Below are 18583 nucleotides of genomic sequence, written 5' to 3' on the forward strand. Positions count from 1 at the left end.
TGTGGGACTAGTGTGGCAAGAGTGGTTGGAGTTAGCAACAACAGCCTCTTCAGTCACACGAGTATCACGAGTTGCAGACACGCGAGGTCGCTCGCAGGAAACTACAACTGAGGAGAGTCCCCCTTGCCGCACCGTCGACCGAAGCCCTCGATCGTCCTCGGGGCTGTCGCCGCTCTGGCTGTCGCAAGTCCCGTTGCGGTCTACGGCATCAGTAGCGCACCCTCCGACGTCAAATCCACGAACGAAACCTCCAACTCCGCAGTGTCCACCGAGATCGCCCAGGTAGTGCTGTCGCAGATCCCCGACATCGTGATTCCGCTGAAGGAACTGACCGGGCTGCCCCTGCCCGACGTCAACATCGGCGACCTCCGGAACCTGAAGATCCCGCCGTACCTCCACATCCCCAGCAACGTGCAGCTCCCCGGCGGAATCCAGATACCGAACCTGCAGATCCCACTGAAGATCCCCGCCCCGGGTGACGTCTCCGACCCCGCGATCCTGCCCCCGGCCGATCAGCAGCCCGGCGCGATCGTCAAGGAACTGTCCCGCGACACCCCGTTCAGCATGGTGGCGCTCACCTCCGAAACCCTCGCGTCCGCGGAGTCGAAGGTCCGTGCGCTGCAGGCCGACGGAACGTGGGGGCAATGGGTCTCCCCCGACATGATCGACACGCGCCGCACCGACAAGGCGGCGTCGGACGGCAGGGTCGCCACCGAACCCGTCTACGTCGGGCTGACCAAGGCGATCCAGATCCTGACCCCCACCTCGACGCCCGCACCGGCAGGCGCACCCGCGCCCGGCCCGGTTCCCGCTCCCGCCCCGGCACCCGAAGCCCCTGCTCCCGCGCCGGCTCCCGCCCCCGGGGCCGCACCGCTCGGTTACACCCCCGCCGCCGTCAACACGCCGTTGCGGCAGCAGCCCGCACGCGCGGGCGCCGACGACGTCACGGCCGTACTCATCGAACCGGGCAGCGGCCCCGGCGACGCGACGCTCGGCGACATCGCGAGCCCGCTCGACAGCGGCGGTCCCAAGGTCATCAGCCGCCAGCAGTGGGGCGCCGACGAGTCCATCCGGTGCCAGGATCCCGACTACGACGACTTCATCGGCGGTGCCACCGTGCATCACACCGCGGGAGCCAACGACTACTCGAAGGCCGAATCGGCGGAGATCGTCCGCGCGATCTACGCCTATCACGCGCAGACGCTCGGCTGGTGCGACATCGGTTACAACGCCCTGGTCGACAAGTACGGCCAGATCTTCGAGGGTCGCGCGGGCGGTCTCGACCGTCCGGTCCAGGGCGCGCACGCCGGCGGGTTCAACGAGAACACCACCGGAGTCGCGATGATGGGCGACTTCTCGTCCGAGGATCCGCCGCAGGCCACCCTCGACGCCGTCGGCAAGTTCCTGGGCTGGAAGCTCGGCAAGGCCGGACTCGACCCGCTCGGTGAGACGACGATGTACTCCGAGGGCACCGAATTCACTCCCTACGCGGAGGGTGAGGCGGTCGATCTTCCGGTGATCTTCGCGCACCGCGATGTCGGCAACACGTCCTGCCCGGGCGACGCGGCGTACTCACACATGGACGAGATCAGGCAGATCGCGGCGGCCAGCCTCGGTGGCGGCAACGCGTCGCCGGCCTCGGACGCACCCTCGGGTGAGGCTCCGGCGCCCTCCGGCGGACCCGGCACGGACGCCAGCTCCAGCCTCGGCGCCGGACTCCCCGCCCTGGTCAACGAACTGCTGCGGCTCACCGACCCGTCGCCGGTCGCCCAGAAGTGGGTGGCGGAAGGCGGCGACACCGGCCGGCTCGGCCAGGCCCTCAGCGGACTGCTGCAGGCGAAGGCCGGGAACTCGGGCGCACAGTTCGCCAACGGCGCCATCTTCACCTCGCCCAACGGCGGTGTGTGGGCGGTCCTCGGACAGATCTTCAAGACGTGGCAGAACCTCGGAGCCGACAACGGCGAACTGGGCCTGCCGACCAGTGACGAGTACGCGATCCCGGGCGGTCTGCGCACCGACTTCGAGAACGGTTCGCTGATCTTCAACGAGATCACCGGCATCGTCACCAAGGTGTTGAAGACCTACAACGACACCTACGCGGAGGCCTACGCGAACGGTGCCCCGGTCGATGCCGCAGCTCCGGTCGCACCGCCCGCGGACCCGGCATTGGTTCCGCCGGCTCCAGCCGAGCCCGCTCCTGCTCCCGTCGAGCCGGCACCGGTACCGGCCGGCTGATCGGGTTTCACCCTCTCGGGCGCTGGTGGTCTCAGGACCACCAGCGTTCGAGTACTTTCGCGACCCCGTCGTCCCAGTTGGTGGCCGTTACCTCGTCGGCGGCGGCCTTGGCGTCGGGGTGCGCGTTCTCGACGGCGACACCCCGGCCCGCGAGGTTCAGCATCGGAATGTCGTTGGGCATGTCACCGAAGGCCACGATCCGCGACGCCGTCACGCCGAGTCGTTCCGCTACCAGCGCGAGACCCGACGCCTTCGTGATTCCCGACGCCGACAGCTCGATCAGCCCGTTGTCGGTGGAGAACGTGACGTCGGCCCGGCGACCGATGTGCGGCGCCAGCGCGTCGACCATCGCCTGACTGGACATTTCCGGCACCCGGATCAGCAGCTTCACCGCGGGGGCCGCGACGACCTCGTTCTCGGACATCTCGGTGTTGTCGGGGTTGAGCCAGGCGTGCTGGTACCCGGGCGAGCTCACGAACTGCGGTGTCGCGGCGTCGTGCGCGCTGACCCCGACGCGCTCCGCCGCGAGCCCGGCGCCGGGCAGCACGCGGAGCGCGATCTCCGACAGCCAGGTGAGAGTCTCCACGTCGAGGGTCGCGGCGCTGAGCACGCGGTCGCTGTCGCTGTCGTAGATGACGGCGCCGTTCGCGCAGACGGCGAGCGGCGCGTAACCGAGGCCCTCGACCACGGGATGGATCCAGCGCGGGGGCCGGCCGGTGGCCAGCACGAAGGGAGTTCCCGACGCGACCACCGACGCGACGGCGTCGCGGGTGCGGGCGCTGATGCGCTCGTCCTCCCCGATCAGGGTGCCGTCGACATCGGACGCTACAAGGCTCGGTCGGTCTGGGCTCACCCAGCCATTCTGCCTGCCGGGTCCGCGACGCCGACCGGCGGCCGTTACCGGGCCCGGCGTTCCTCGGCTTCGCGGCGGTCCATCTCGGTGGCCTCCTCGATCGTCGGCGCACTGCCGCCGAGTCGCCGGGGCACCCAGTAGGCGCCCGCCGGATGGTCGAATCCGTCCTGCACCCGGCGCAGGATCGCGTCCATCTCCGTGTGCAGGGTGTCGGTGAGGGCCTCCGCCGGTTCCCGCGGCTCGATCGGCCTGCCGACCTCGACGGTCACCGGGAAACGATGCCGCCCAGGTTGTCTCGGCTGCCCCTTGGTGGCGATTCGCTGAGCGCCCCACACGATGACGGGCACGATCGGCACCCGGGCGTCGATCGCCATGCGCGCCGCACCCGACTTCAGTTCCTTGATCTCGAAGCTCCGGCTGATGGTCGCCTCCGGGTAGACGCCCACCAGTTCGCCCTCGCGCAGCCGCTCCACCGCGGCGAGGTAGGCACCGGCGCCGGCGGTCCGGTCGACCGGGATGACCCCGCACCCGCGCATCAGGAACGCCATCACCCTGTTGTTCGCGAGTTCAGCCTTGGCCATGAGCCGCAGTTTGCGGTCCACCGCACCGACCGCCAGTGCCAACTGCACGAAGTCCAGGTATCCGGTGTGATTGACCGCGAGCACCGCACCACCCTCGGTGGGGATGTTGTCGAGGCCTACTCGCGTCACCCTCAACCCCTGGAACAGGGACAACGCCTTGGCCGTCGACTCGACAGCCGTGTAGACAGGCTCCACCGCCACCTTCTCTAGCTACCGGTCTCCCGGGCCCGACGGGACTGCGCCTTCGCCTCGGCGTCGGCAGCGTCCATTTTGTTCGCTTCGTCGAGCGTCGGCGCACTGCCACCGAGGCGCGCGGGCACCCAGTACTCGCCGGCCGGGTGGTCGTAGCCCTGCTGGAGGTCGGCGAGCATCGTCGTCATCGTGGCGTGCAGCTTCTCGGTCAGCTCGGATGCGGGTTCGAACGGCTGGATCGGCTCGCCGACGGCGATCGAGATGGGAGTGTTCGTGCGGCCCAGCCGCTTCGGGAACCCCTTGGTCCACACCCGCTGCGCACCCCAGATGACCACCGGGACGATCGGCACATTCGCCTCGATCGCCATGCGCGCGGCACCCGACTTGAATTCCTTGATCTCGAAGCTCCGGCTGATGGTGGCCTCCGGGTAGACGCCCACCAGTTCGCCGCGGCGCAGGAAGTCGACGGCCGCCTTGTACGAATCCGAACCGGCGGCCCGGTCGACCGGAATGTGCTTGAGCGCGCGCATGATCGGGCCTGAGATCTTGTTGTCGAACACTTCCTTCTTCGCCATGAAGCGGACGTACCGCTTCACCCTGCGGGCCGGAAGTCCGGCGTAGGTGAAGTCCATGTAGCCGGTGTGATTGATCGCGATCACCGCCCCACCCGTCGACGGAATGTGCTGATCGCCCTTGACCGTGAACTTCAGCCCCTCGAGGGCGAATACGGTGCGGGCAATGCCGATGACGGTTCGGTAGACGGGTTCCACAATCGGCTAGCGTAGCCGGGTATCCGCGATCTGGCCCGCCGTCGGGGACGGACATTCGGTGGGGAGTCGAGAGAAAGGGCGCGCTGGAGATGGGTGGCAGGGGCAGGAGGGCGCTCATCGCGCCGGTCGTCGCGGTGATCCTCGGCGCGGGGGTGGCGTGCGATTCGCAGTCCGGCATCCCGACGGAGGAGCCCCCGGCCGACACCGTTTCCGCGCCCACGACCGCGGCAGAGCCCACGACCACCGCACCGCCTGCCCCGGTGCCGCAGGTGATCGTCGGTGAGGTGCCCGGCAACCCCGCAGCGGTCGACGCCGTCCGTGCCTGGGCCGCCGACCTGGTCACCCGGCCCGACACCGTCCCCGCGAAATGCTGGACGCTGCCGCCCGCCCAGGCCGCCGACCAGTACGCCGACACGTCCGCGATCCTCGAGGCGCTCGCGCAACCCGGCGTCGACGGACAGTTCGCCGTGTCGTGGACCGGCGGCGGCACCACGGTGTCCGCCAAACGCAGCGAGATCGCGTCCGGCTACGCCTGCCCGCACGTCCACCCCGCCGGGACCGTCGACTTCTACACGCCCACCGACGCCGAGTACGCCGTCACCCGATTCCTGTCGCGGGAATCGGGCGCGCCGGTGAACAGGGCGGACACCGAGACCGCCTACCCGCTGATCTGCCCCGGCTTCAGCCCGTGGGACCCGTCCGGCACCGGCAACGGCGGCCGGCCGCCGCTCCAGCTCGACCCCGACGTCCTGGCCGGGACCACGGCGTTCGCCGCCGACGCGATGACCGCCACACCGGTCCGCGGCGACTACCTGGAAGTGGCCGTTCCCGTCACCGACGTGTCCGGTGCGACGAGCACCAGGCAGGTCACGCTGTCCATCGGCCCCGACGGCTACTGCCTGGGCGAAGTGACCTGACAGCACGTGAGTGGCGATGTGTGCTGGAGCGCGCATTGTCACTCACCTGGGGGGAACGCCTACTCTGGAACAGTCGCTCAGCTCCCAGGAGGCATACCAGTGCAGGTCACCAGCGTCGGACACGCCGGATTCCACATCCAGACCGAGGCAGGCTCGATCCTGTGCGACCCCTGGGTGAACCCCGCGTACTTCGGGTCCTGGTTCCCGTTCCCGGACAACACCCAGCTCGACTGGGACGCCCTGGGCAACTGCGACTACCTGTACGTGTCGCACCTGCACAAGGACCACTTCGACCCGGAGAACCTGAGCAAGCACGTCAACAAGGACGCGACGGTGCTGCTCCCCGACTACCCGGTGCCGGACCTCAAGCGGGAGCTCGAGGCGCTGGGCTTCCACAAGTTCTTCGAGACCGAGGATTCCGTCAAGCACAGGATCAACGGCGCTGGAATCGAGGTCGCTCCGCAGGCTCCGCTCGCGCCGGGTGACCTGGACATCATGATCATCGCCCTGCGCGCCCCCGCCGACGGTCCGATCGGCGACTCGGGTCTCGTGGTGTCCGACGGTGAGACCACGTGTTTCAACATGAACGACGCACGCCCCGTCGACATGGACGTCCTGCACGACGAGTTCGGCAAGATCGACATCCACCTGCTGCAGTACTCGGGCGCCATCTGGTACCCGATGGTCTACGACATCCCCACCAAGACGAAGGCCAACTTCGGCAAGCAGAAGCGTCAGCGCGGCATGGACCGCTGCCGCAGCTACATCGAGCAGGTCGCGGCCACCTGGGTGGTGCCGTCCGCCGGACCGCCGGTGTTCCTCGACGACGCGCTGCGCTACCTGAACGACGATCGGGGTGACGAGGGCAACATCTTCCCCGACCAGATCACGTTCCTCGAGCAGATGCGGATCCACGGCAACGACGGCGGCATCCTGATGATCCCGGGGTCGACCGCTGACCTGAAGGGTGGCGAGCTGACGCTGACGCACCCGATCCCGGACGCCGAGGTCGACAAGATCTTCTCCGGCAAGGCCGCGTACATCGAGGACATGGCGAAGCGCATGGCGCCGGTCCTCGCTGCCGAGAAGGCGACGTGGGCCCCCGCCGAGGGTGAGCCGCTGCTGGAGGCGCTGAAGGCGAAGTTCGAGCCGATCATGAAGCAGTCCGACCTGATCTGCGACGGTATCGGCTACCCGGTCGGGCTGGTGATGGGCGACGAGACCGTCGTCCTCGACTTCCCGCAGCGCACCGTTCGTCCGCGCGGCGAGAAGGACGGCAAGTACCGCTACGGCTTCCGCATCGCCCCCGAGCTGGTGCGCACGGTGCTGCGCGACGACGAGCCCGACTGGGTGAACACCATCTTCCTGTCCACCCGCTTCGAGGCGTGGCGCGTCGGCGGGTACAACGAATTCCTCTACACGTTCTTCAAGTGCCTGACCGACGAGCGGATCGCGTACGCCGACGGCTGGTTCGCCGAGGCCCACGACGACTCCGCGTCGATCGAACTCGGCGGGTACGAGATCCAGCGACGCTGCCCGCACCTGAAGGCCGACCTGTCGAAGTTCGGCGTCGTCGACGGCACCAACCTCACCTGCAACCTGCACGGCTGGCAGTGGGACCTCGAATCGGGGCGCTGCAAGACGTCCAAGGGACACGAGCTGCGGTCCACGAAGCTCTGACCGCGGCGGGCGAATGTACCCGTCGGCGCATCTGCGGCGTCGAAGGATACGTTCACCCGGCAGTGATCCGGTTTTCGGCCTAGCCGACGGTCGGCGGCTGATCGACGAGCTGGGCCATGTAGAGCTGGTCGCCCATCTTGTCCATCAGTTCGATCTGCGTCTCCAGGTAGTCGATGTGATCCTCTTCTTCCTTGAGGATCCCCTCGAGGAGCTTCGCCGACGTGGCATCGCCCTTTTCCCGGCACATCTGGATTCCCGGACGCAGGCGCTCGACCACCTCGACCTCGATGGAGAGGTCGGAATGGAACTGCTCACGCAGGTCCTGACCGATACGCAGCGGCAGCAGCTTCTGATAGTTCGGCAGCGCCTCGAGGAACAGGATCCGGTCGGTCAGGATCTCGGCGTGCGTCATCTCTTCGATGGATTCCGCCCGCGTCTTGTCCGCCAGTTTGGTGAATCCCCAATTCGCCTGCATCTTGGAGTGCAGGAAGTACTGATTGATCGCGGTCAGCTCACTGGTCAGCTGTTCGTTGAGAAGAGCAATGATCTCGTCGTCGCCACGCATGACTTCTCCGTTCGCCCCGGTTGAGGCGAACGTACCACTGGCAGTATCTGCGATGTAGTGGATCGCGGGATTCAGTTGTGCTGCAGTTTCGTCACGCGGCCGCGCTGCTGACGGCTGATCGCTCCAGAATCTCCTTCAACCGATCGACGCAGGTTCCACATCCCCACCCGGCGCCGCAACGCTCACCGATCGCATCCGCACTGTCAGCTCCGGCGGCGCAGTGCTCATGCACTTCATCTTCCGTCACTGCCTTGCAGATGCACACGAACATGTGGAGCTCCTTACCAACTCGATTAGGTAAGGGTTACATCATTCCAGCGTTCGCGCAAGGGTAGCCTTCCCAAAATCTCGGTGCAGCGCATTACGGTTTCAGAACATCCGTACCTACGAACGGCACGAGCGCCTCGGGCACCCGCACGGTGCCGTCGGACTGCTGATGGTTCTCCAGGATGGCGACGATCCACCGGGTGGTGGCGAGGGTGCCGTTGAGGGTCGCGGCCGTCTGCGGCTTCCCGTTCTCGTCGCGGTAGCGGACACCGAGACGACGCGCCTGGAACGTCGTGCAGTTGGACGTCGAGGTGAGCTCGCGGTACGCCTGCTGCGTGGGCACCCAGGCCTCACAGTCGAACTTGCGGGCCGCCGACGACCCCAGGTCGCCGCCGGCCACGTCGATCACGCGGTAGGGCACGTCGATGGCGGCGAGCATGTCGCGCTCCCAGGCGAGCAGGCGCTGGTGCTCGGCGTCGGCGTCCTCGGGCTTGCAGTAGGTGAACATCTCCACCTTGTCGAACTGGTGGACCCGGATGATGCCGCGGGTGTCCTTGCCGTAGCTGCCGGCCTCGCGGCGGAAGCACGTCGACCAGCCTGCGTACCGCTTGGCGCCGTCGGCGAGGTCGAGGATCTCTCCCGAGTGGTACCCGGCCAGCGGGACCTCGGACGTGCCGACGAGGTATAGATCGTCGTCGGCGAGGTGGTAGATCTCGTCCGCGTGGGCGCCGAGGAACCCGGTTCCCGCCATGATCTCCGGTCGCACCAGCACCGGCGGGATCATCATCTGGAAGCCGTTGGCCATCGCTTTCTGCGCGGCCAGCTGCAGCATTCCCAACTGCAGCATCGCGCCGAAGCCGGTGAGGAAGTAGAAGCGGGCGCCGGAGACCTTCGCGCCACGCTCCATGTCGATCAGCCCCAGCGACTCACCCAGCTCGAGGTGGTCCTTGGGTTCGAAGTCGAACGTGGGAATGTCGCCGACCGTCTCGAGGGTGACGAAGTCGTCCTCGCCGCCCGCGGGGGCGCCCTCCTGGACGACGTTGGAGATCGCCCGGTGCGCGGCGTCGAGCGCGGCCTGCGCCTCGTGCTGCTCGGCCTCGGCCTGCTTGACCTTGGCCGCGAGTTCCTTGGACCCCTCGAGCAGCGCCGGACGCTCCTCCGGGGACGCCTGCCCGACCTTCTTGCCGAACGCCTTCTGCTCGGCACGCAGATTGTCGCCGGCGAGAACGGCGGCGCGACGGGAGGCGTCGGCCTCGAGCAATGCGTCGACCAGGGCGGGATCTTCGCCACGGGTGCGCTGCGACTCGCGGACGGCGTCGGGGTTCTCGCGGAGGAACTTCAGGTCAATCACGGCTTCAAACCCTACCGGGCGCCGCGGAGCGGCTCACTCCGGTTTCGGTTCCAGCAGGCTCAGAAGGTCCTCGCGGCCGAACATGCGGGCGGCGTCGACGGCGGTCGGGTGGCCGGTCGTGGCGTCGGCACCACCGGCGACGAGGGTCCGCACAACGGCGTCCTCACCCTTGAACAGCGCCCCTGCCAGCGGAGACTGTCCCTTGTCGTTGAGCCGGTCGACGTCGGCGCCGCGGTCGATCAGAACCTGAACGGCCACGGCGTGACCGTGGTAGGCGGCCAGCATCACCAGAGTGTCGCCGTTCTGATTGGCCAGGTTCACCGGGACACCCGCGTCGAGGTACGTGGCCAAGGACACGGCGTCGCCGGATCGTGCCGTGTCGAACACACGCCCGGCGAGCTCTTGCAGTTCAGGATCCACCGGCTCGGCGGAGTGCTGAGGATCGTCACTCATGGTCGTCGAAGTTACGCCAGGTTCGAGCCGATTGCGGGAGTTGTTCTGCTTCCACGATCGGAACAGGCATTATGGAAATCGATGTCCTCAGATCAGTCGAACGGCGCCGACCCCCAGCCGAAGAACGCCGGGCAACCGGAGAAGGCGCCCCGCAGCATGTCCGCGACCACGACGCGTCGCGCGCTCGCGGCCGTCGCGGCAGGTGCCGTGGTGGCGGCGATCGCCACGTTCGCGATCGCCGGCGGTTTCAACCGCAGCGAGAACCTCCCCACGCACTCGCCCGGTTCCGGACCGCAGGCGACGGGTTCGGTGGAGGGCGACGCGTTCGCGTCGGCGGCGGCAGGCGACTGCCTCGACTGGACTCCGTCGAACGATCCGCAGGAAGACCGGAAGGACGTCGCGAAGGTCGACTGCTCGGAGGAGCACCGGTTCGAGGTGGCGGCGCCGCTGGATCTCAGCGTGTATCCGGGCGCCGAGTTCGGTCCGGGTTCGCGTTACCCGGGTGCGCTGCGGTTCGCCGCGCTGCGCGACGAACACTGCGTGCCCGCCGTCGACACCTACCTCGGCGCGAAGTTCGATCCGTACGGCAAGTTCAGCGTCGGTCTCATGTTCCCCAGCGAGTCCGGCTGGGCGGCGGGCGAGCGCACACTGCGGTGCGGCCTCCAATTCTCCAGCACCGCAGGGACGTTGCTGCCGTTCACCGGCAGGGTGGCCGAGCAGGACCAATCCAACATCTGGGATCCGGGCACCTGCATCGGAATCAACCAGAACGTGCCCACCGATCCCGTCGACTGCGCGCAACCCCACGCCTTCGAAGTGATCTCCGTCGTCGATCTGGCCACCCAGTTCCCCGCCTCGATGCCGTCCGTCGAAGACCAGGACAAGTATCTCGAAGGCGTGTGCACGCAGGCCGCCAACGAGTACCTCGGTTCCGCCGACGCGCTGCGGAACAAGACGCTCACGCTGTTCTGGGACAACCTGGAACTCGACAGCTGGCTCGCGGGCAGCAGGCGGGTGAACTGCTCGGTGGGCAAGGAGACCGACGCCGGCGGCTTCTCGACCATCACCGGTTCGGCGAAGGGCGAGATCCTCATCAACGGCGCGGCACCCGTGCCGCCGCCGCCGGTCCCGGATGGCAGGTCGATGCCGACGCCGCTTCCCGGCGCAGCTCCGGTCCCCGGGAACTGATGTGGCGGTGAGCATGACGCCCGACCGATTCGAGGAATTGGTGGGCGACGCACTCGATCTGATCCCACCCCAGCTCGCGGCCGCGATCGACAACGTCGTCGTCCTCGTCGACGACCGCAACGACGAGGACCCGTTTCTTCTGGGCCTCTACCACGGCATCGCGCTGACGGAACGGGACAGCCATTACGGCGGATCGCTGCCCGATACGATTACCGTCTATCGCGACGCCCTCCTCGAAATCTGCAGTTCGGAGGAGGAAGTCGTCCACGAGGTGGCCGTCACCGTGATACACGAGGTTGCGCACTACTTCGGGATAGAAGAAGATCGCTTGCACGAGCTCGGCTGGGGATGAACGGTTTTCCCGAGAAGAATTTCTCGGGATCGGGGGGAACCGAAGAGCGCGGTGCAGCGTCCAAGTGTGTAGGGACAGCTGCACATGCAGTTCGTTTGCCGGGGGGCAACTGCCTTCCGCCTGCCTAGGTCAAGAAGGAGTTCGACGCTATGCCAGCTCTGCACGTCGCACCTGAAGCTCTTGTCGCCGCAGCCGTGGAACTCGACGCGCTCGCCGCGCGTCTCGAGGCAGCGGTCGCTCTCAACTCCGCGGCCATCCGCGTGCTCCCGTCCGGGAGCGAAGAGGTCTCGCTGCACGCGGCCGGTTACTTCGGCACCGTTGCCAACACGTTCACTCCTGCTGTCGCCCAGGGCATTCTCGAGATGCGCGAGACCGCGAACACGCTCCGCACCCAGGCTGCGCTGTATGCCGCCGAGGACCTTGCGCTCGGCGCGTCCCTCGCTGCGGGCATGTGATGGCCGGCGCCTCGAGACCACTAGGAGACCAGACATGACCATGGGACTGACAGGTGTCATCTGGTTGCCCCGAGGGGCAACCGTCAACTCGACCACCCTCGCCGCGGGCGCGGGCCCGGTGCCGCTCAGCGTGGCGAGCGCGGCGTGGGCGGCACTGTCCACGAGCTTCGTCGACGCCAACCTCACGCTGGTCCGCGTGATGGCCGAACTCGCGGCCGGCTGGCAGGGTGTGTCCGCGGTCGCGGCGCTCGCGAAGATCACGCCGTTCACGGTGTGGACGGCCGAATGTGCCGAACTCGCCGCGGACACCGCCGTGAAGGCGGGGCTCGAAGCGGGCGCCTACACCACGGCCGCGCTCATCATGCCCAGCATCCCCGAGATCGTCGCCGTGAAGACCGCGAAGGCCACGGCGTATTCGACAGGCGGTGCGCTCAACGGCACCGCCGCGGCCGCCGAAGCCGCGGACCGCGCGATGGATATTCGCGCCGGGCTCGTGATGGAGGGTTACGAGGCCGCGTCGAACATCCTGGCGCTCACACGCGCGTACAGGCAGCCCCCTCGTATCGTCACCAAGGCCGATTCGAAGGAGGTCGGGAGTTTCGACGAAATCCCGTCCGACGGAGAGTTCGATCCGACGCGTGCCGCCGCTGCCGCACTGATGGCCGCCGGCCAGAACCCGGCCGTCACCACGGCCGCGTCCCAGGTCGGCAGCATCGCGGGCACCACCGTCTCCACCGCCACGTCGGCGGCGAGCAACATCGGCGGCGCGGCGTTGTCCGCGGTCACCGGTGGCGGCGTCACCCCGATGGTGGGCGGTGCGCCGATGATGTCGGGAGGCGCGTACGGCGGCGGCTCTGCCTCGACCAGCGCTGCGGCAGCCCGCACCTCGGTCGGTGCGATCGGTGCGGGCGCCGCGGGCGGGGCGACACTGCCCGAGGGCTGGGGCAAGACGGACGGCAGCCAGGGCGCACGGCCCGGCGCACCGGCAACCGCACCCGGCGCACCGGCAACCGCACCCGGCGGGGTGATCGGAGACGTTCGCGCCGACGTGAACCCGGCTGCGGCGGCGCGCGGCGCCACCGGTAGCGGACCGATGACGGTCGGGCGCGGAGCGGGCGCGGCCGGGGCGGGTTCGCAGGACGAGGACGAGCGGGAGACCCCCGACTACCTGAAGAACTTCGAACACTTCTCCGACGGACGCACCGTCATTCCCTCGGTCATCGGCGCGAACCCCGACCACCGGGAGTCCGGACGGTGATCGATCTGGGCACCCAGCCGGGCGTACCGACCCTCCCGGCGGTGACCCTGAGCCTCGACGAAATGGATTATCTCGTCGACACGCTCGCACTCGACGTGCTGCCGGTGGTGGTCGACGCCACCCCGCGGTACGACACGTACAACGCCAGGGACGCAGCGTTCCGCGGCGCCGTCGACACCCTCGCCGCCCGGGATCTGCTCTCGGGCGGCGGGGTTCACCCCGAACTCGCCGACCGCCTGCGGGTTCTCGCCCGACCGCTGTGGGAGATCGCCCTGCGCTGGTACGTCGACGGCAGCATCTCGAGACTGTGCATCTCCCAGGGCGATGCCCTCGCGGTGCTGACCCTGCGCGCCGGCGACACGTACGTCGTCCAGGATGCGGGCGCCGACATCTTCGCCTCTGTGATCGGAGCGCTGGGGGTCGCGGACCCGATGAACGTCGGCGTCGTCAACGCACCCACGGTCCAGCTCGGCGAAGCCTTCGATCAAGGCGGGGACGGCAAGTCGCTCGCGGCCGCCCTCACCGCACTCGGGGTGACCGCGAGCGACGCGATCGTCCTCGGCAACGCGATGGCCGGCTGCACCACCTACGCCGAGATCGTCGGAATCGTCTACGGCGACGGACGATACGATCCCGTGGGCGGACCCGTCACGGTCTTCGACACCCGCGCCGGGCGTATCGTCGGCACGTCCAGTGTCTCCGCGCACGGGGTGGCGTGGTCGTCGCTCAGCCCCGGCACCCCGCAGCGCCTGCGGCAGGCGCTGGAGTCGCTGGCCGACCGGCTCCACTGACCTACACCGGTTGCCGCTTCCACCATGCGCCGGTCTCGCGGCGCTCCTTCCAGGTGGTGAATTCGTACCGGTACATGCGCGCACGCACGTGTTTCGGCGGCTCCTCGGGGAACGGGTTGTACTGCAACAGCTTCAGCGTGTCGCGATCGTTCCGCAGCAGCCTCTCGACGAAACCCCGGAACCACGGTTCGGCGTAGCCGGGCGAGATCGCCGTGAACCAGAACAACCAGTCGAGCCGCAGGTGATACGGCGCGAACTGGCGCGGCCGCCGGCGAACGTCTCCCGGTTTCCCCTTGAAGCCGTACTCCTTCCACTCGGAACGCACACTGGCGTGTGCGTCCGACGTGCCCTCCACGATCACCTCGTAACGCACCCGGGTGATGCTGCCGAACGCGCCGTACGTGTTGACGAAGTGCCACTTGTTGAACGACGCATTCATGCGCTGTCCATGGGAGATCATGTTGCGAATCGGCCAGTAGCTCAACACGACGACGAGCGCGGTCACCGCGATCACCAGCACGACGAAGGGCATCGGCGCCGAGTCGCCGGCGGCCGGGACGTCGAAGGGCAGCACCTTCGCGTACACGCTGTCCGGGATGACGGACAGTCCCAGCACGATGGTCGTCCAGTTCAGCCACGAGAAGTTACCGCTCGCCACCAGCCACAGCTGGGTGACGATCATGACCGTCGCGGCGACGGCCGCGACCGGTTGCGGCGCGAACAGCCCGAACGGCACCACCAGCTGAGCGACGTGGTTGCCGAGCACCTCCACCTTGTGCAGCGGCTTCGGCAGCCGGTGGAAGTACCAGCTGAACGGTCCGGGCATGGGCTGGGTTTCGTGGTGGTAGTACAGGCAGGTGAGGTCTTTCCAGCATCGGTCGCCGCGCATCTTGATCAGCCCGGCCCCGAATTCGAGGCGGAACAGCAACCACCTCAGCACGAGCAGCACGAGTATCGGCGGACCGACCGAGGCATTGCCCAGGAAGATCGCGAGAAAACCCGCTTCGAGCAGCAACGACTCCCAGCCGAAGCTGTACCAGATCTGGGAGACGTTGACGATTGAGAGGTAGAGCACCCACAGGGCGAACCACACGAGCATGCACGCCGCGAGCGGGATGACCTGCGTCAGACCGAGCAGCGCGGTGAGGGACAGTCCGGCACCGGTCCAGCAGATCGCCTCGAAGAATCTGTCCGAGTAGTGGAAATGGAAGATGCTCGGTGAACGTCCGAACGTGACGGCGCGGAGAAAGACCGGGATGGGCAGCATCCCGTTGCTTCCGACGAGCGGCCTGAACTGGTTTCTCGCGGCCACGAACGCGACGAGGTAGATCGCGGCGAGCCCCTCGGTGACGAGCAGCCGACCGAGCGAGTAGTCATCGCCAACGAACCAATCCACCGCCGTCACTCCTCGAGGACGGTTTCCTCCATCGTCGCGCAACCCCAGGGTGCGCGCAACGACGTCACCCCATCGGGTCGTCGGCGCCGGGGATCACCCGGTGCTCGAACGGTGGCTCGACGGTTCCCCAGCGCACACACTCCCAGCCGCCGCCCGCGAGCGGCGTCAGCTCCACCGACTGTGTGTTCGCCAGATGATTGTTGGCGGCGAACAGCCCGGGCACCCCGGCGAGTTGCGCCGCCACGAGCCGGATGGCGGCGCCGTGGCTGACCAGCACGACGTCTCCCGATTCCGCAGGGTCGTCGAGGTATTGCTCCCGCAGGGAGTCCACGACCGGCACATACCGTTCGAGGATGTCCTGAGCGGATTCCCCGCCGGGAACCCGGGCGTCCAGCTCGCCGGTGTGCCACAGGTGGAACGTCTTCATGAACAGCTTGTGCGACTCCTCGTCGCTGCGGTCCTCGAGTTCACCGGCCTGGGCCTCGTGCAATCCCTCCCGTACCTGGACGGCGATGCCCGACGCGAGTTCGACGAAGCGCGCCGTCTGCCGGGCGCGCAGTGCCTGCGAGGACACGAGGGCGGCCGTCGTCGCCCTGGCGGCGAGTTCGGTGCCCAGCCGTTCGGCCTGGGAGAGCCCTTCGGGTGTCAGCCGGGCACCGGGCAGCCGGGTGTCGAGCCTGCGCTCGACGTTGGCCTCGGTCTGCCCGTGCCGGACCAGGATCAGCTTGCCGCTCACGATTCCCTCTCTCCCTGACGGATTCGTTCGATCCAGTCCGCTGCGTCTTCGTCGGACGGCGGCGGCGGGCCGCTGGGGTTCGCCGCGGGCCAGGACCCGAGGAACCGCACGTGCGACTTGCGGTGCAGGGCACGGAACGCCTCGGCGACGAGGGGGTCGTCGATGTGCCCGATGCAGTCGACGAAGAAGCGGTACAAGCCGGGGGTGGTGCGCACCGGGCGCGATTCGATCCGGATGAGATCGATTCCGCGCGTTGCGAATTCGGAGAGCACACCGACGAGGGAGCCGGGGGTGTTGTGGGGTTCGAGGACGGCCGAGGTGCGGTCGCCGCCGGTGCGTGCGGGCACCCGGGTCGGGGCGGTGACGAGAACGAATCGGGTGCGGGCGCTCTTCTCGTCCGCGACCCCGTCGGCGAGGCTGCGCAGCCTGAGCCGTTCGCCCGCGAGCGCGGTGGACACTGCGGCGTCGGCGAGGCCGTTCGCCACGTCCTCGGCGGCGCCTGCGTTGGAGGACGCCGTCTGGAGTTCGGCGCCGGGGCAGTTCTCCTCCAGCCAGATTCGCACCTGACCGGCCGCCACCGGGTACGCCCGCACGGTGCGCACCTGGTCGAGCCGTTCGATGCCCGCCCTGCCGAGGATCGTGAACGCCACGTCGAGTTCGGTCTCGGCCACGATCTGCAGGCGGTCGCCCAGGGCGAGGGAGTCGAGGGTGGGCACCACGGCCCCCTCGACGGAGCTCTCGATGGGAACGACGGCACCGTCGACGACACCGTCGCGCACCTTGGCCAGGCTGGCGGGCGGACTCGTCGCGGCCACCCGCTCGACCGGGCCGTCGAAGGCACCCGCGGCCTCGATCTGGGCGAGCGCCATCTCCGTGAAGGTTCCCGAGGGTCCGAAATACGCGATCTTTGGCACGCCTACGAGATTACGCACCGAGCGTCGACGCTCCGGCGCATTGACGGTGAATGTTTACCGCAGACCCGCGTCCGCCAGCTCACGGGCGACGAGCGCCGGGTCGTGCACCTCGACCCCCAGCAGGACTTCGCGGACGGCCTCCGCGGCCTCGGGGATCAGCGAGGTGAGCCTCGTCGGATCCGGTGCCGCGAGCGCGGCCCGCACGTCGTCGCCGCGAAGGGACGCAACGGTCCCGGACAGGAGCGCGAGCACCTCGCCCGTGTCACGGGCCCTCGCCACGTATCCGACGTCCGCGTGCGCGAGGACGGCCAGGAAGTCGGCGACCTCGCCGATCGAGTGTCCGCTCGCGAGGCCCGGGATGCGGCCGGCGTCCGCGAGTTGCTGCGCCGTCTCGGCGAGACCGGGGTCGTCGCTTCCGTCTGCGGTGACGAACACCGCGAGCGGAGAGGGCAGCCGCAGCACTACCGCGTCGCCGAGCTGGTCCGCGGGGCAGTCGAGGTGGAACCGGACCGCCTCGTAGGACGCCTGCTCGGTGGTGCGGAGAACGGACGGGTCGACGTCGAGATGCACGATGACGCGGCCGGCGTCGGTCCCGACGGCGTCGAGCAGTGCCGACGCCGGGACCACCCGCGGTCCGAGTGCGCCGCCTGCGGCCGGGCTCGTGTCCTGGTTCCCGCTGAGAAGTTCCGCGAGCAACGACTGCGGTCCGCGGGAACGCGGGACGCCGAGGGAGAGGGGTATAGCCACCTCCCCACCGTAATGCCCACCTCGTGGACCGGATTCGTCTCGGGGTCTTGCCATCGCCGACGCGGTCACATTAGGTTAGGGTTACCTCAGTATCGCGGAACCCTGAAGGAGGCTCCATGCCCGTCACGACCACCGGTCCGTCCACCGCCGAGCGTGTGCGTAGCTCGTGCGCACGGACCCAGGACGCGGTACTCGCCGTCGAAGGCAGCGCACCGACCGTCACGTCGGTTCACCACCTGCGGTCCAGCGGCGACGTCGTCGTCGCGGTGCCCACCGAATCGGCGGCCGCCACGCTGTCCTGGCTCGCCGGCGGCGGCGGAATCCCCGCCGTGCTGGAGCTGACCGACAACTCGCCGCTCGCCCTGCGTGAGCCCGTGCGATCGCTCGTCTGGCTGCGCGGCAACCTCCACGCGCTGTGCGAGGCACACACCCGCACACTGGCCGACGAGGTGGCGTCCGAATACCCGCACCCCGGACTTCTCGACGTCGGGCACGATGCGACGCTGCTGCAACTCCGCCTCGAATCGGCGGTGGTCGCCGATACCAGTGGCGCCGAACCCGTAGCCCTCGACGATCTGCTCGCCGCCCGGCCCGACCCGTTCTGGGAAATGGAGACCGCGTGGCTCCAGCATCTCGACGAGGACCACCGCGACCTCATCGACATGCTGTCCCGCAAACTGCCGCCCCACATGCGACGCGGACGCGTCCGCCCCCTGGGCATCGACCGGTACGGACTGCGACTGCGTGTCGAGAACGACCACGGCGACCGCGACATCTGGATGCCGTTCTCCGCGCCGGTCGACGACGCCGTCGCACTGAGCAGGGCGATCCGGCTGCTGGTGGGATGCCCGTTCGTGAACGGACTCCGCGCGCGCGGCTGAT

20 protein-coding genes are annotated in these 18583 nt (G+C 68.4%); 9 read left to right on the plus strand and 11 right to left on the minus strand.

The features are described from left to right. Positions 1 to 123: 123 nt before the first annotated feature. Positions 124 to 2235, plus strand: coding sequence for an N-acetylmuramoyl-L-alanine amidase (locus ACFWAY_RS03895; protein WP_378509844.1), 2112 nt, complete (start codon positions 124 to 126; stop codon positions 2233 to 2235). Between the two features lie 31 nt (positions 2236 to 2266). Here the strand turns inward: ACFWAY_RS03895 and ACFWAY_RS03900 are convergent, their stop codons facing one another. From ACFWAY_RS03900 to ACFWAY_RS03910, 3 genes are read right to left on the minus strand one after another with little or no spacing between them, the layout of a single operon-like run. Beyond that, the gene (locus tag ACFWAY_RS03900) at positions 2267 to 3088 is read right to left on the minus strand and encodes an HAD family hydrolase (protein ID WP_378454430.1); all 822 of its coding nucleotides are present in this window, start codon (positions 3086 to 3088) and stop codon (positions 2267 to 2269) included. A gap of 44 nt (positions 3089 to 3132) precedes the next feature. Further along, positions 3133 to 3864, minus strand: coding sequence for a lysophospholipid acyltransferase family protein (locus ACFWAY_RS03905; protein ID WP_378509845.1), 732 nt, complete (start codon positions 3862 to 3864; stop codon positions 3133 to 3135). An 11-nt stretch (positions 3865 to 3875) separates the two neighbouring features. Further along, a complete protein-coding gene (locus tag ACFWAY_RS03910) occupies positions 3876 to 4631 on the minus strand; it encodes a lysophospholipid acyltransferase family protein (protein ID WP_378454431.1) in 756 nt (251 codons plus the stop codon). 89 nt (positions 4632 to 4720) lie between these two features. Between ACFWAY_RS03910 and ACFWAY_RS03915 the strand changes: the two genes are divergently transcribed. Together ACFWAY_RS03915 and ACFWAY_RS03920 are read left to right on the plus strand one after the other, a co-directional pair. Continuing rightward, positions 4721 to 5548 carry a hypothetical protein gene (locus ACFWAY_RS03915; protein WP_378454432.1) on the plus strand — a complete coding sequence of 276 codons (828 nt, stop codon included), beginning with the start codon at positions 4721 to 4723 and terminating at the stop codon, positions 5546 to 5548. A 99-nt stretch (positions 5549 to 5647) separates the two neighbouring features. Then, entirely contained in the window at positions 5648 to 7228 is a 1581-nt protein-coding gene (locus tag ACFWAY_RS03920; protein ID WP_378509846.1) for a Rieske 2Fe-2S domain-containing protein, read from the plus strand. Positions 7229 to 7307: 79 nt separating this feature from the next. On the opposite strand, the gene bfr is transcribed toward ACFWAY_RS03920, so the two are convergent. The 4 genes from bfr to ACFWAY_RS03940 form a co-directional block, all read right to left on the minus strand. Further along, positions 7308 to 7793 (minus strand): bacterioferritin, encoded by a 486-nt coding sequence (bfr, locus tag ACFWAY_RS03925; protein ID WP_072938629.1) that lies wholly within the window; start codon positions 7791 to 7793, stop codon positions 7308 to 7310. Between the two features lie 91 nt (positions 7794 to 7884). Next, a complete protein-coding gene (locus ACFWAY_RS03930) occupies positions 7885 to 8064 on the minus strand; it encodes a bacterioferritin-associated ferredoxin (protein ID WP_378454434.1) in 180 nt (59 codons plus the stop codon). A gap of 90 nt (positions 8065 to 8154) precedes the next feature. Further along, positions 8155 to 9411 (minus strand): serine--tRNA ligase, encoded by a 1257-nt coding sequence (serS, locus tag ACFWAY_RS03935; RefSeq protein WP_378509847.1) that lies wholly within the window; start codon positions 9409 to 9411, stop codon positions 8155 to 8157. Between the two features lie 33 nt (positions 9412 to 9444). Continuing rightward, positions 9445 to 9864, minus strand: a complete 420-nt coding sequence (locus tag ACFWAY_RS03940) for an ankyrin repeat domain-containing protein (RefSeq protein ID WP_005260455.1) — start codon at positions 9862 to 9864, stop codon at positions 9445 to 9447. A gap of 81 nt (positions 9865 to 9945) precedes the next feature. On the opposite strand from ACFWAY_RS03940, the gene ACFWAY_RS03945 reads away from it, so the two are divergent. From ACFWAY_RS03945 to ACFWAY_RS03965, 5 genes are all read left to right on the plus strand, one after another. Beyond that, positions 9946 to 11052, plus strand: a complete 1107-nt coding sequence (locus tag ACFWAY_RS03945) for a septum formation family protein (protein ID WP_378454436.1) — start codon at positions 9946 to 9948, stop codon at positions 11050 to 11052. 1 nt (position 11053) lies between these two features. Next, positions 11054 to 11404: a metallopeptidase family protein gene (locus ACFWAY_RS03950; protein ID WP_378454437.1), complete on the plus strand. Its 351-nt coding sequence runs from the start codon at positions 11054 to 11056 to the stop codon at positions 11402 to 11404. Between the two features lie 149 nt (positions 11405 to 11553). Then, positions 11554 to 11859: a PE family protein gene (locus ACFWAY_RS03955; protein WP_378509848.1), complete on the plus strand. Its 306-nt coding sequence runs from the start codon at positions 11554 to 11556 to the stop codon at positions 11857 to 11859. A 34-nt stretch (positions 11860 to 11893) separates the two neighbouring features. After that, a complete protein-coding gene (locus ACFWAY_RS03960) occupies positions 11894 to 13117 on the plus strand; it encodes a PPE family protein (RefSeq protein WP_378509849.1) in 1224 nt (407 codons plus the stop codon). After that, complete coding sequence (locus ACFWAY_RS03965) at positions 13114 to 13908, plus strand: ESX secretion-associated protein EspG (protein WP_378509850.1); 795 nt, start codon at positions 13114 to 13116, stop codon at positions 13906 to 13908. The genes ACFWAY_RS03960 and ACFWAY_RS03965 overlap by 4 nt, the downstream gene beginning before the upstream one ends. A gap of 1 nt (position 13909) precedes the next feature. On the opposite strand, the gene ACFWAY_RS03970 is transcribed toward ACFWAY_RS03965, so the two are convergent. The 4 genes from ACFWAY_RS03970 to ACFWAY_RS03985 are packed head-to-tail and all read right to left on the minus strand — an operon-like array spanning position 13910 to position 17701. Continuing rightward, a complete protein-coding gene (locus tag ACFWAY_RS03970) occupies positions 13910 to 15313 on the minus strand; it encodes a lipase maturation factor family protein (RefSeq protein ID WP_378454441.1) in 1404 nt (467 codons plus the stop codon). Between the two features lie 55 nt (positions 15314 to 15368). Further along, positions 15369 to 16040, minus strand: a complete 672-nt coding sequence (locus tag ACFWAY_RS03975) for a histidine phosphatase family protein (RefSeq protein ID WP_378454442.1) — start codon at positions 16038 to 16040, stop codon at positions 15369 to 15371. Then, positions 16037 to 16972: a prephenate dehydratase gene (gene pheA / locus ACFWAY_RS03980; protein ID WP_378509851.1), complete on the minus strand. Its 936-nt coding sequence runs from the start codon at positions 16970 to 16972 to the stop codon at positions 16037 to 16039. Before pheA ends, ACFWAY_RS03975 begins: the two co-directional genes overlap by 4 nt. A gap of 36 nt (positions 16973 to 17008) precedes the next feature. Then, the gene (locus ACFWAY_RS03985) at positions 17009 to 17701 is read right to left on the minus strand and encodes a hypothetical protein (RefSeq protein WP_378454444.1); all 693 of its coding nucleotides are present in this window, start codon (positions 17699 to 17701) and stop codon (positions 17009 to 17011) included. Between the two features lie 116 nt (positions 17702 to 17817). On the opposite strand from ACFWAY_RS03985, the gene ACFWAY_RS03990 reads away from it, so the two are divergent. Beyond that, on the plus strand, positions 17818 to 18582 hold the full coding sequence (locus ACFWAY_RS03990) for a DUF2470 domain-containing protein (RefSeq protein WP_378454445.1): 765 nt from the start codon (positions 17818 to 17820) through the stop codon (positions 18580 to 18582). Position 18583 lies beyond the last annotated feature (1 nt).

Origin of the sequence: Rhodococcus sp. NPDC059968, assembly GCF_042738615.1 — a bacterium.
In the GTDB taxonomy this organism is placed as follows: Bacteria; Actinomycetota; Actinomycetes; order Mycobacteriales; family Mycobacteriaceae; genus Rhodococcus_F.